This window comes from Mycobacterium sp. (assembly GCF_049647605.1).
Lineage (GTDB): Bacteria > Actinomycetota > Actinomycetes > Mycobacteriales > Mycobacteriaceae > Mycobacterium.
Map to the genome: position 1 here is coordinate 42268 of NZ_JBARXZ010000074.1, position 12450 is coordinate 54717.

The 12450-nt window shown below is 66.5% G+C and carries 16 protein-coding genes; 13 read left to right on the top strand and 3 right to left on the bottom strand.

What is annotated here, in order from left to right:
• Window positions 1-41: 41 nt before the first annotated feature.
• The 6 genes from rpsH to rplO are packed head-to-tail and all read left to right on the top strand — an operon-like array spanning window position 42 to window position 2778.
• Window positions 42-440 (top strand): 30S ribosomal protein S8, encoded by a 399-nt coding sequence (rpsH, locus tag WBB07_RS09365; RefSeq protein WP_526306922.1) that lies wholly within the window; start codon window positions 42-44, stop codon window positions 438-440.
• A gap of 20 nt (window positions 441-460) precedes the next feature.
• On the top strand, window positions 461-1000 hold the full coding sequence (gene rplF, locus WBB07_RS09370) for a 50S ribosomal protein L6 (RefSeq protein WP_526306924.1): 540 nt from the start codon (window positions 461-463) through the stop codon (window positions 998-1000).
• Between the two features lie 41 nt (window positions 1001-1041).
• A complete protein-coding gene (rplR, locus tag WBB07_RS09375) occupies window positions 1042-1410 on the top strand; it encodes a 50S ribosomal protein L18 (RefSeq protein WP_526306952.1) in 369 nt (122 codons plus the stop codon).
• A gap of 23 nt (window positions 1411-1433) precedes the next feature.
• The gene (gene rpsE / locus WBB07_RS09380; RefSeq protein WP_526306926.1) at window positions 1434-2153 is read left to right on the top strand and encodes a 30S ribosomal protein S5; all 720 of its coding nucleotides are present in this window, start codon (window positions 1434-1436) and stop codon (window positions 2151-2153) included.
• Between the two features lie 2 nt (window positions 2154-2155).
• Window positions 2156-2338, top strand: a complete 183-nt coding sequence (rpmD, locus tag WBB07_RS09385) for a 50S ribosomal protein L30 (protein ID WP_526306928.1) — start codon at window positions 2156-2158, stop codon at window positions 2336-2338.
• Entirely contained in the window at window positions 2335-2778 is a 444-nt protein-coding gene (rplO, locus tag WBB07_RS09390; RefSeq protein WP_526306930.1) for a 50S ribosomal protein L15, read from the top strand. Before rpmD ends, rplO begins: the two co-directional genes overlap by 4 nt.
• Window positions 2779-2861: 83 nt before the next feature.
• On the opposite strand, the gene WBB07_RS09395 is transcribed toward rplO, so the two are convergent.
• On the bottom strand, window positions 2862-3704 hold the full coding sequence (locus WBB07_RS09395; RefSeq protein ID WP_526306932.1) for a universal stress protein: 843 nt from the start codon (window positions 3702-3704) through the stop codon (window positions 2862-2864).
• A gap of 191 nt (window positions 3705-3895) precedes the next feature.
• Here WBB07_RS09395 and sppA point away from each other — a divergent pair, with 191 nt between their 5' ends.
• Complete coding sequence (sppA, locus tag WBB07_RS09400) at window positions 3896-5686, top strand: signal peptide peptidase SppA (RefSeq protein WP_526306934.1); 1791 nt, start codon at window positions 3896-3898, stop codon at window positions 5684-5686.
• On the opposite strand, the gene WBB07_RS09405 is transcribed toward sppA, so the two are convergent.
• Together WBB07_RS09405 and WBB07_RS09410 are read right to left on the bottom strand one after the other, a co-directional pair.
• Window positions 5683-6624, bottom strand: coding sequence for an SAM-dependent methyltransferase (locus WBB07_RS09405; RefSeq protein ID WP_526306936.1), 942 nt, complete (start codon window positions 6622-6624; stop codon window positions 5683-5685). The genes sppA and WBB07_RS09405 overlap by 4 nt on opposite strands.
• Window positions 6621-7550, bottom strand: a complete 930-nt coding sequence (locus WBB07_RS09410; protein WP_526306938.1) for a class I SAM-dependent methyltransferase — start codon at window positions 7548-7550, stop codon at window positions 6621-6623. The genes WBB07_RS09405 and WBB07_RS09410 overlap by 4 nt, the downstream gene beginning before the upstream one ends.
• Window positions 7551-7834: 284 nt before the next feature.
• Between WBB07_RS09410 and secY the strand changes: the two genes are divergently transcribed.
• The 6 genes from secY (at window position 7835) to WBB07_RS09440 (ending at window position 12418) form a co-directional block, all read left to right on the top strand.
• Window positions 7835-9163 (top strand): preprotein translocase subunit SecY, encoded by a 1329-nt coding sequence (gene secY, locus WBB07_RS09415; protein WP_526306940.1) that lies wholly within the window; start codon window positions 7835-7837, stop codon window positions 9161-9163.
• Between the two features lie 16 nt (window positions 9164-9179).
• Complete coding sequence (locus tag WBB07_RS09420) at window positions 9180-9725, top strand: adenylate kinase (protein WP_526306942.1); 546 nt, start codon at window positions 9180-9182, stop codon at window positions 9723-9725.
• Window positions 9725-10522, top strand: coding sequence for a type I methionyl aminopeptidase (map, locus tag WBB07_RS09425; protein ID WP_526306944.1), 798 nt, complete (start codon window positions 9725-9727; stop codon window positions 10520-10522). The genes WBB07_RS09420 and map overlap by 1 nt, the downstream gene beginning before the upstream one ends.
• A gap of 125 nt (window positions 10523-10647) precedes the next feature.
• Complete coding sequence (locus WBB07_RS09430; RefSeq protein ID WP_526306946.1) at window positions 10648-11157, top strand: RNA polymerase sigma factor; 510 nt, start codon at window positions 10648-10650, stop codon at window positions 11155-11157.
• Window positions 11154-11861, top strand: a complete 708-nt coding sequence (locus tag WBB07_RS09435; protein WP_526306948.1) for a zf-HC2 domain-containing protein — start codon at window positions 11154-11156, stop codon at window positions 11859-11861. Before WBB07_RS09430 ends, WBB07_RS09435 begins: the two co-directional genes overlap by 4 nt.
• Before the next feature lie 53 nt (window positions 11862-11914).
• Entirely contained in the window at window positions 11915-12418 is a 504-nt protein-coding gene (locus WBB07_RS09440; RefSeq protein ID WP_526306950.1) for a MarR family transcriptional regulator, read from the top strand.
• Window positions 12419-12450: the final 32 nt, after the last annotated feature.

Here is a 12450-nt window from a genome sequence, read left to right on the forward strand (position 1 = left end):
GCCCTTCTGGGAACCGCCGCGAGGAAGGTGACACCGCTGTCATGACAATGACGGATCCGATCGCAGACTTCTTGACGCGTCTGCGCAACGCCAATTCGGCGTATCACGACGAGGTGACCCTGCCGCACTCGAAGATCAAGGCGAACATCGCCGAGATCCTCAAGAGCGAGGGTTACATAAGCGACTACCGGACCGAGGATGCCCGCGTGGGCAAGTCTCTGGTGGTCTCACTGAAGTACGGCCCCAGCCGCGAGCGCAGCATCGCTGGACTGCGCCGGGTCTCCAAGCCCGGTCTGCGGGTGTACGCAAAATCAACCAATCTGCCGCGCGTTCTCGGCGGTCTGGGCGTGGCGATCATCTCCACGTCTTCAGGCCTGCTGACCGATCGTCAGGCATCACGACAGGGCGTGGGCGGCGAAGTCCTCGCGTACGTCTGGTAGCGGGATAGGAACTCACAACTATGTCGCGTATTGGCAAGCAACCGGTCGTCATCCCCAGCGGTGTCGACGTCACCATCAACGGACAGAACCTGTCGGTGAAGGGTCCCAAGGGCACCCTGACTCTCGACGTGGCCGCGCCGATGACGGTATCGCGCAATGACGACGGAGCTGTTGTCGTCACCCGTCCGAACGACGAGCGGGAAAACCGCTCGCTGCACGGGCTGTCCCGCACGCTGATCGCCAACCTGGTGACCGGCGTGACCGAGGGCTACACCACCAAGATGGAGATCTACGGCGTCGGCTACCGCGTTGTGCTCAAGGGCAACACCCTGGAGTTTGCACTCGGCTACAGCCACCCCGTCGTGATCACCGCCCCCGAGGGCGTGACCTTCGCGGTGGAGACCCCCACCAGGTTCTCGATCACCGGCATCGACAAGCAGAAGGTCGGCCAGATCGCGGCGAACATCCGCCGACTGCGGAAGAGCGACCCGTACAAGGGTAAGGGCATCCGCTACGAGGGTGAGCAGATCCGCCGCAAGGTCGGAAAGACAGGTAAGTGACCATGGCTCAAACAGCTACACAGGCCGCCGCCCGTAAGCCGGTGGGCCAGAACATCTCCGCTACCCGTCGGGTTGCGCGCATCCGTCGGCATGCCCGGCTGCGCAAGAAGGTCGCCGGCACCGGAGCGCGGCCGCGTCTGGTCGTCAACCGGTCGTCGCGGCACATCCACGTGCAGCTCGTCGACGACCTCACCGGCACCACCGTCGCCGCGGCATCATCCATCGAACCCGATGTGCGTGCTGTCGAGGGTGACAAGAAGGCCCAGAGCGTTCGCGTCGGACAGCTGATCGCGGAGCGCGCCAAGGCTGCAGGTGTCGAGGCCGTGGTCTTCGACCGTGGCGGCTACACCTACGGCGGCCGTATCGCGGCGCTGGCCGATGCCGCCCGCGAGAACGGACTCAAGTTCTAAATGACTGACAACGGAAGGACCGCATGATGGCGGAGCAGACTTCGGGGGCTGGGGCCTCGAGTACCGGCGCCCCCTCGGCCGGAACCCGTACCGATTTCCAGCGTGGTGGACGAGATGACCGTGGCGGCCGTGGTGCCCGCGGCGGGCGTGGCGACGACCGTGGTGGCCGTGGTGGCCGTGGCGACGACCGTGACAAGAGCAACTTCATCGAGCGTGTCGTCACGATCAACCGCGTCTCCAAGGTGGTCAAGGGCGGTCGGCGCTTCAGCTTCACCGCGCTGGTCATCGTCGGTGACGGCAAGGGCATGGTCGGCGTCGGCTACGGCAAGGCCAAGGAAGTTCCGGCCGCCATCGCCAAGGGTGTCGAGGAAGCTCGCAAGAACTTCTTCCGCGTCCCGCTGATCGGCAACACCATCGTGCACCCGGTGCAGGGTGAGGCCGCTGCCGGTGTCGTGATGCTGCGTCCGGCCAGCCCCGGTACCGGTGTCATCGCCGGCGGCGCGTGCCGTGCGGTGCTGGAATGCGCCGGTGTGCACGACGTCCTGGCCAAGTCGCTGGGTAGTGACAATGCGATCAACGTGGTGCATGCCACGGTCGCCGCGCTGAAGATGATTCAGCGCCCCGAAGAGGTGGCGGCCCGTCGTGGCCTGCCCATCGAGGACGTTGCGCCGGCAGGCATGCTGCGCGCCCGTCGCGAGAGCGAAGCGCTGGCCGCTGCGGCAGCGCGTGAAGGAAGTCGCTGATAATGGCTGAACTGAAGATCACCCAGGTGCGTGGCACCATCGGTGCTCGGTGGAAGCAGCGCGAGAGCCTGCGCACCCTGGGTCTGCGCAAGATCCGCCAGTCGGTTGTGCGTGAGGACAACGCGCAGACGCGTGGCCTCATCAAGACCGTGCACCACCTGATCGCGGTGGAGGAAGTCAAATGAGTGTCATCAAGCTGCACGACCTGAAGCCGGCCGCCGGTTCGAAGACCAAGAAGACCCGCGTCGGCCGTGGCGAGGGCTCCAAGGGCAAGACCGCGGGCCGCGGCACCAAGGGCACCAAGGCACGCAAGAACGTGCCCGTGGCCTTCGAGGGTGGGCAGATGCCCATCCACATGCGGCTGCCCAAGCTCAAGGGTTTCCGTAACCGGTTCCGCACCGAGTACGCCGTCGTCAACGTCGGCGACATCACCAAGGCGTTCCCGAAGGGCGGCACCATCGGTGTCGACGAACTGGTTGCCGCAGGTCTGGTCCGCAAGAACGTGCTGGTGAAGGTGCTCGGCGACGGCAAGCTGGCCGTCAAGGTCGATGTCACCGCCAACAAGTTCTCGGGCAGCGCCCGCGAGGCCATCACCGCCGCCGGCGGCAGCGCCACCGAGCTGTAAGAGCTGTAAAGAACTGACAGAGAAGGCCCCCACCCGCTTCGGCGGGTGGGGGCCTTCTCTTGTTGGTTGTCCGAGACGGAGCGTCACTTGACGTTCGGGACCACCATCACCGGGCGGTAGGCCCGCTGCAACACGGTGCGCGCCACGCTACCGAGCAGCACTCGCTGTAGCGCCGAGCGACCTCGCGAGCCGATGACGATCAACGCCGCATCGTGCTCGTCGGCGGTCGCGATCAGGGTGTCGGCGGTGGCACCGGATCCGCGGCCACGATGCGGCGCGGCGTTGATCACCGAGACCCCCTCGGGCGCGTCCACCGACGCCGGCGAGTCGTCATCGGAGCTCACCGACACCGCCAGCAGCTCGCGGGTGGGGAAGAGTCGCCGCGTCGCGGCGACCGCGGCGTTGGCACCCTCGGACTGGTCGAAACCGACTATGACGGGGCCGGCTGCCAGCGCTTTGTACTCGGAGACCAGCAGAGTCTGCTTGCTGACCAGGACCGGGCGGGTCGAATGATGGACCAGCAGTTCCGACACACTGCCCAGCATCGCGTCGGACCCGCTGAGACCCCGCGAACCCACTACCAGCGCATCCGGGGCATGCTCCTGCGCCAGCTGCGCCAGTCCGATACCTTCCCCGCCCCAGGCCTGCTTGAGCACGGGTTCGGGAAGCCAGCCGCCGGCGCTCGCCAGTGCCACTCCGGTGTCGACCAACAGCTGTGCCTCGTACTTGCCTTCACGTTCGACGGATTCGGCGAGCTCGGCGACATCATTTGCGCTCAACCGCAGGCGGCGGCGCAGGTCGCGGCTGGCAAACGGTGGCGTCTGAACATAGGTGATCAGGGCCCGCGCGCCGGGAAACAGCATGGTCCCGACCCTGATCGCAGTGTTGGCGGCCGGTGATCCGTCGTAGCCGACGAGCAGATCCATGAGGTCTCCCGTTCCCTTCCGTTGCGGTCGCTTCAACCGGCAGTGCTACGGCCGGCCAGCCAGGCAGGCAAAGCGCATCCAGGAACCCAGCCTAGTTTCCGCCGTGACCTCGACGGCCCGGCGGCTGCTCACGACGTGAGGCTGACCACGACAGACCGAAGATGAAGTCCTGCGGTCGGTACGCTCGAATCATGTTCGCTTTGACTTCCGCCATTCCAGGTCTCGACGACGTGCGGGCGCTGGCTCGTAAAGTCGACACCGCCCGTCATCGCGGTGTCCCCGCCGGTTGCATCCTGGAACTGAGCCTGGACGTCGCACCGCCGGAGACGGTCGGATTCGATCCGCTGGTGATGATCAACCGGGGCGGGCGGCCGTTGACGCTGCGACAATCTGTCGCCGCGATTCACCGTGCCGCCGCTGATGATCGGGTGGCGGGACTGATTGCCCGCGTTCAGATTCCGGCGGCGGCCGCCGGGCCGATCCAGGAGCTACGCGAGGCGATCGCCGCTTTCACCGCCACCAAGCCCTCGCTGGCCTGGTCCGAAACCTACCCCGGAACCCTGTCGTACTATCTGGCCTCGGCTTTCGGTGAGGTGTGGATGCAGCCGTCGGGAACTGTCGGGCTGGTCGGCTTCGCCACCAACGCCCTGTTCCTGCGTGACGCTCTCGGCAAGGCGGGGATCGAAGCACAGTTCGTCGCGCGGGGCGAATACAAGTCGGCGGCAAACCTTTTCACTCAGGACAGCTACACCGATGCACATCGGGAGGCCGACACCCGGCTGGTGGAGAGCCTGCACGCGCAGGTCTGGCAGGCGGTCGCCGAGTCGCGCGGCCTCGACGTGGCAGAGATGGACAAGCTGGCCGACCGAGCTCCGTTGCGGCGCGACGAAGCGGTGACGAACCGGCTGGTCGACCGGATCGGATTCCGTGACGAGGCCTATGCGCGGATTGCTGAAATGGTTGGTGCCGAAGGTATTTCGCCGGAAACGGGCGACGCGGACAGTGACGATGCGCCGCCGCGGCTCTACCTGTCGCGCTATGCGCGGGCCACCTCGCCGAACAACGGACCGACGTTGTCGGTGCCGGGGCGCAAGAAGGCGCCCAAGATCGCGATCGTCACGTTGCACGGACCGATCGTCAGCGGCCGGGGTGGATCGGCGGTGCCGTTCGGCAATGCCGCCGCAGGTGGTGACACCATCGCCGCCGCGGTGCGGGAAGCCGCCGCGGACAAGGATGTCGACGCGATCGTGCTGCGGGTCGAGAGCCCCGGCGGGTCGGTCAACGGGTCGGAGACCATCTGGCGGGAGGTCGTCCGCGCAAGGGATGGCGGCACGCCCGTCGTCGCCTCGATGGGTGCTGTCGCGGCATCGGGCGGTTACTACGTGTCGATGGGCGCCAACGCCATCGTCGCCAATCCCGGCACCATCACCGGATCGATCGGCGTGGTCTCCGGCAAGCTGACCGCGCGGGATCTGAAGGAACGGCTCGGTATCGGTTCGGACGCAGTGCGGACCAACGCCAACGCGGATGCCTGGTCGGCGAATGCGCCGTTCACCGAGGAACAGCAACGCCACGTCGAAGCCGAAGCCGACATGTTCTACTCCGACTTCATCGAACGGGTGGCAGCCGGTCGCAACATCGAGGTCGCGGCGGTGGACGCGGTGGCCCGGGGCCGGGTGTGGACAGGAGTGGACGCCCTCGAACACGGCCTGGTCGATGAGCTCGGTGGCCTGCGTACCGCCATCCGGCGGGCGGTGGCGCTGGCCGGCTTCGACGAGGACGCCGAGGTGACGCTGGCGAGCTACCCGGGATCGTCGCTGCTGGATGCGCTGCGCCCCAAGGCGTCATCGCAGCCGGCCGCCGCTTCGCTGCCCGAAGCGGTGGCCTCGCTGCTGGGGCAGTCGATCGCCGGCGTGGTCAGCCAGACCGAGCGGTCGCTGACCGGGGCCAGTGTGCTGTGGCTCGGCAGCAGCCGTCTCTAGACCTGCTCGCTGCCCAACACCGCACTGACATAGACGATCTCGCCGAGCGGATCCTGCTCGTCGAGCTGTGGGGCCCGCAGTCCGTTGCGGGAGAACAGCTCTGAGGTCGGGATCGCCGTCACCTGCCAACCCCGCTCGCCGAGGTAATCCATGGCGCTGTGTCGCCGGCCGGGATACACCAGCGAGCCCATGTCCAGGTCCAGGCCGGCAGCTGCGAACGCCGCAGATGCCGCGCCGGCACGGCCGGGATCGAGGTCGATGATGCCGGGTGCGTATTCGGTGGCGACCGTGCTGCCCGGGGCGCTGCACGCGATGAGGGTGTCGAACAGCTGATCCTGAGCCTGGGGCGGCAGGTAGATCAACAGACCCTCGGCGCACCAGGCGGTCGGCTCCGCGGCGTTCCAGCCGGCCTGGCGCAGTGCTTCCGGCCAGTCCCCGCGAAGGTCGGCGCCGATGGCGCGCCGCACCGCGGTGGGCTGCGCGCCCAGGCGGTTCAGCGTGCTGGTCTTGAACTCGATCACCGGTGGCTGATCGATTTCGTAGACGGTCGTGCCGCCGGGCCAGGGGAGTCGGTAGGCGCGTGAGTCCAGACCGGAGGCCAGGATCACCGCCTGGCGGATGCCGGTGTCGGCTGCGGCCAGGAAGTAGTCGTCGAAGAACTTGGCCCGTAGCGCCATCGCGTCGACCATCGCCTCGGCCCGGTCGGGGCCGATGTCGCTGAAGGCGGCGACGTCGACCTCACCGTCGACCATCTTGGTGAAGAAGTCGATCCCGACAGCACGGACCAGGGGAGCGGCCAGCTGATCATCCACCAGGCCCCGGCCGCTGTCGGTGGCCAGTGCGCGGGCGGCGGCCACCATGGTCGCCGTCAATCCCACGCTGGTCGCCGGGTCCCAGGTATCGGACTCGGTCCGGCCGCGCGGCCCGGTCGCGGTCATTTGATCGCAGTGACGTAGCGGATGTCGGCGAATCCGATCTGGTCGTCCTCGATCGGCGTCAGCCCGGACTGGACCAGCAACTCGTTGGCGGTCAGCGCCGACACGTCCCAGCCCCGCTGCTCCAGGTAGGCCGATACCTCGGCGCGCTCGCCCAGATATGTCAGCTCGGTCATGTCGAGATCGAACCCCTGCTGCTGCCACCGGTCGGTCACGGACTGCATTCGCTGCCGGGATTCCTCCAGTTGCTCGGGTTTGATGCTGGGCACCCCTTCGACGGCCAGCCGGCTGCCGGCCGGGCTGAGCTCGGAGATCAGGTCCAGCAGCCGGTCCTGTGCGTCCGGCGGTAGGTAGCCCAGCAGTCCCTCGGCGATCCACGCGATGGGCCGGTCGGTGTCCAACCCGGCCTTCCGCAGGGCGGCGGGCCAGTCCTGACGCAGATCGATGGCGACCGGCCGGCGCTCTGCCGTCGGTTGTGCACCCAGATCGGCCAGTGTCTGCGCCTTGAAGGCGATCACCTCGGGCTGGTCGATCTCGAAGACCGTGGTGCCGGCGGGCCAGTCCAGCCGGTAGGCCCGGGCGTCGAGACCGGCGGCCAGGATGACGGCCTGCCTGATTCCAGCGGCGCCGGCCTGGAGGAAGAAGTCGTCGAAGAAGCGGGTGCGCGCTGCCATCCCGTCGGCGAACCGGACGATGCCCATGGTCGTGGAGTCGGCGGCGCCGGAGTCGAGGTCTTCCGGTGTGATCTCGCCGGAGGCCAGTTTCGTGAAGAAGTCGACGCCGACGGCGCGCACCAGGGGCTCTGCGAACGGATCGTTGATCACCGGGTCGGGAGCTCTGCTGGCCACCGCCCGGGCGGCGGCGACCATCGTCGCGGTCGCTCCCACACTGGAGGCGAGATCCCAAGTGTCATTGTCGGTGCGTGCCATTGGTGGGGTTCCTCTCGACCGAAGTTAATTAGTCGGTATAACAACCGATCTCCACGTTACGCGGACAAAACTGGCAATCCCCTGAGCGCGAAGTGTGATTGCGGCGATGGGGGCGGTGAGGTTCTGTGCTGTTACTCTCGTACACTGATCCGACGCGCGAGTCCGAAGGCTCTGGTCACCTACCCTGGCCTGCCGGTACCCGGCGTGTGACACAGGATTAACCGACGCTGGTTCGGCCAGCCCCATCGGCACGCCGCGTAGAGCCCGGCTGCCCAGGAGGAAGAGTGCTCTCGGCTTTCATCTCATCGCTGCGGACAGCCGACCTGAGGCGAAAGATCCTGTTCACGCTCGCAATGGTGATCCTCTATCGGGTGGGCGCGTCACTGCCCTCCCCGGGGGTCAACTACGGCAACGTGCAGCAGTGCATCGCACAGGTCAGTGGTGGCGAATCCGGTCAGATCTATTCCCTGATCAACTTGTTCTCCGGTGGCGCGCTGCTGCAGCTGTCGGTGTTCGCGGTGGGCGTCATGCCTTACATCACCGCCAGCATCATCGTGCAGCTGCTCACCGTGGTGATCCCACGATTCGAACAGCTCCGTAAGGAGGGGCAGTCCGGTCAGGCCAAGATGACGCAGTACACGCGTTATCTGTCGATCGCCCTGGCGCTCCTGCAGGCGACCTCGATCGTCGCGCTGGCCGCCAACGGCGGGCTGCTGCAGGGCTGCGCGCTGCCGATCATCGACGACCAGAGCATCTTCACCCTGGCGGTCATCGTCATCGTCATGACCGCAGGCGCTGCCCTGGTCATGTGGATGGGCGAGCTGGTCACCGAGCGCGGCATCGGCAACGGCATGTCGCTTCTGATCTTCGCCGGTATCGCCGCGGCGATCCCCGGTGAAGGCAAGAACATCCTGGACAGCCGCGGCACCATGGTTTTCACCCTGGTCTGCTTTGCGGCACTGATCATCATCATCGGCGTGGTGTTCGTCGAGCAGGGCCAGCGCCGTATCCCGGTGCAGTACGCCAAGCGCATGGTCGGCCGCAAGATGTACGGCGGCACCTCGACCTACCTGCCACTGAAAGTCAACCAGGCAGGCGTCATCCCCGTCATCTTCGCCTCGTCGCTGATCTACATCCCGCAGCTGATCACCCAATTGATCCAGAGCGGCAGCAGCAACCCCGGCACCGGATGGTGGGAACGGTTCGTCGCCGACTACCTGACGAACCCGTCGGACCCTGCCTACATCGCCGTCTACTTCGGTCTGATCATGTTCTTCACATACTTCTATGTGTCGATCACGTTCAACCCGGACGAACGCGCCGACGAGATGAAGAAGTTCGGCGGCTTCATCCCCGGTATCCGCCCGGGCAAGCCGACCGCCGATTATCTGCGCTACGTACTGAGCAGGATCACGCTGCCCGGCTCGGTCTACCTCGGTGTCATCGCAGTGCTGCCGAACGTCTTCCTGGACATCGGCAGCGGCGGCGGTGGCGTGCAGAACCTGCCGTTCGGTGGTACCGCGGTGCTGATCATGATCGGCGTCGGCCTGGACACCGTGAAGCAGATCGAGAGCCAGCTCATGCAGCGCAATTACGAAGGCTTCCTCAAATGACAGAAGGGTTCCTAAGTTGAGAATCGTTTTGCTTGGACCGCCGGGTGCCGGCAAGGGCACGCAGGCCGTGAAACTGGCCGAGAACCTGGGCGTCCCGCAGATTTCCACAGGTGACCTCTTTCGGCACAACATCAGCACCGGCACCGAGCTGGGGCTGGAGGCCAAGAAGTACCTCGACGCCGGAGATCTGGTTCCCGCGACACTGACCAACGCGCTGGTCGACGACCGGCTCAACGATTCCGATGCGGCAGCCGGCTTCATCCTCGACGGGTTCCCCCGTTCGGTCGAACAGGCCGAGGCGCTCGAGGAGATGCTGCGCAAGCGCGACCTGAAGCTGGACGCCGTGGTGGAGTTCCGGGTGCCCGAAGAGGAGCTGGTGCAGCGCCTCAAAGGCCGCGGCCGCGCCGACGACACCGAAGACGTCATCCGTAACCGCTTCAAGGTCTACCGCGACGAGACCGCACCGCTGCTGGATCACTACAGCGCACAGCTCAAGACCGTCGACGCCGTCGGAGAGCTGGACGAGGTGTTTGCCCGAGCCCTGCAGGCTCTCGGCAAGTAATGGTCTCGATCCCCGGTCTGCGGGGCCGCAAGGTCGTACCGCAGCGCAGTCCCGGCGAGCTCGATGCGATGGCGGTGGCCGGCGCGCTGGTCGCGGCGGCGTTACGAGCGGTCCGTGAGGCCGCCACCCCGGGTGTTTCGACGCTCGACCTCGATCGGGTCGCCGAGGCCGTGATCCGTGACGGCGGCGGTATTCCGTCGTTTCTCGGCTATCACGGCTTCCCGGCCAGCATCTGTTCCTCGGTCAACGATCGGGTGGTGCACGGGATACCGTCGGCGACCGAGGTACTGGTCTCCGGTGACCTGGTGTCCATCGACTGCGGTGCCATCGTGGACGGCTGGCACGGCGACTCGGCCGTCACATTCGGGGTCGGTCCGCTGATCCCGGCCGACAAGAACCTGTCCGCAGCGACCCGTGAGTCGATGGAAGCCGGGATCGCGGCGATGATCCCCGGCAATCGCCTGGGTGATGTATCGCATGCGATCGAATGCGGAACCCGAGCCGCCGAAACCAAGTACGACCGCAAGTTCGGCATCGTCGCCGGGTACGGCGGACACGGTATCGGCCGCCAGATGCACATGGACCCGTTCCTGCCCAACGAGGGCCCTCCCGGCCGCGGTCCCTACCTCGCCGTCGGGTCGGTGCTGGCCATCGAGCCGATGCTGACGCTGGGAACAGTGGACACGACGGTCCTCGACGACGAGTGGACAGTGGTCACCTCCGATGGCACCCGGGCTTCCCACTGGGAGCACACCGTTGCGGTGACCGACGACGGGCCGCGCATCCTCACCCTCTGATCTGACCGCCCCGGTACCCGCAACCGGGGATGGGGATCTTGTTCAACCACCCCCCGGGATTCCCGCCGCGTCCGCACACTTGAACCGATCGGCCGTCCGTCACGTGTCACTGGCGGGAGGTTCTGATGGACGATCCGGAAGCCGTGCTGCTGCGGACACTGTACGACCAACATGCCGCTGCGCTGTGGCGATACGCGATGAGGCTGACCGGTGACCGCACCCGCGCCGAAGACGTGGTGCAGGAAACGCTGCTGCGGGCGTGGGAGCACCCCGAAGTGGTCGACGAGGTGGACCGTCCGGCCCGGGCCTGGTTGTTCACCGTGGCCAGGAACATGATCATCGATGAGCGCCGCAGCGCCCGGTTCCGCCGGGAGTCGGACACATTGGATGTGGACGTCGGACAACAGGGTCCAGATGAGGTGAATGCCGCCTTGGATCGGTTGTTGCTCGGCGACGCGATTGCAGCGCTGTCCGCCGATCACCGTGCGGTGATCCGGCGGTCGTACTATCTGGGCTGGACCACCAGTCAGATCGCCGCGGATCTGCAGATCGCTGAAGGCACCGTCAAGTCACGACTGCACTATGCGGTACGCGCCCTGCGGCTGCTGCTGCAGGAGATGGGGGTGACGCGATGACCTTGGTCGATCGGTACTCGCAATGGGACGCGTCCTACGTGTTGGGCGCGCTGTCCAGTGATGAGCGCCGCGAGTATGAAGGGCATCTGGCGATCTGCGGGACGTGCCGGTCTGCGGTGACTGAACTCAGCGGGGTACCGGCGCTGCTGGCCCTGCTGGATCGGGACTGCGTGACCGACGACGAACCCGCCGCCGAGGTGCTGCCACCGATGCTCGATTCCTTGCTCGCGACGATCCGCCGGCGCCGGCGTCACTCGTCGTGGATGATTGCCGCGCTGTCGGTCGCGGCAGCGGTGGTGTCGGCGGGGTTGGTGGTCGTGCTGTGGCCGCAGCCGGCGAAACCGAGCCTCGACCTCGTTGCCGTCGCGCCGTCGTCGTACAGCGCGAACATGACGATGACCGAATACGAGTGGGGCACCCAAATTGCGATGGAGTGCACCTACACCGAAAATCACGCCGACAACAACGGTGAGGCGGCTGCCGCCGCCGACGATGACGATGACGGCGGTGGCGGAGACGAACTGGCCCTGGTGACCATCGGCGACGACGGGACCCGAACGCGGTTGGCGACTTGGCGGGCGTCCGCCGGGGGTACCGCAGCGCCGCAAGCCAGTACGTCGTTGGGGATGGATCAGATCGCGGCGGTTCAGGTGGTGTCCGCCGATTCCGGCGAGGTGTACCTGGAGCGGACGCTGGAGGGGTGACGCTCCCGGGTCAAATGCCCGGCCGCACCACGGCGATGCGATTGAATGGGCGGATGCCAGACTCCAGCGACAAACCTGATCCGATCGCTCAGGCCCGTGCCAATTGGGAGCGGTCCGGGTGGGGTGATGTCGCGGATGGGATGGTGGCGGTGACCTCGGTCATGCGGGCCCACCAAATTCTGCTCGCCCGGGTCGAGAGTGCGCTGCGCCCCTATGATTTGAGCTTTTCGCGGTTCGAGCTGCTGCGCCTGCTGGCCTTCAGCCGGGCCGGAGCGTTGCCGATCACCAAGGCGTCCACCCGGCTGCAGGTGCATGTCACCAGCGTGACGCATGCGATCCGGCGGTTGGAGGCCGGGGGATTGGTGCGTCGGCTGCCTCATCCCACTGACGGGCGCACCACGCTTGTGGAGATCACCGAACTGGGGCGCTCGACGGTCGAGGATGCGACGGCGATGTTGAACCAGAAGGTGTTCGCCGATATCGGGATGTCCGCCGAGGAATCTGACCGGCTGGTCTCGTCCATCGAGACGTTGCGCCACAGCGCCGGCGACTTCTAGGCGCGAGCAGACACAAACTCGGGCTGACACGC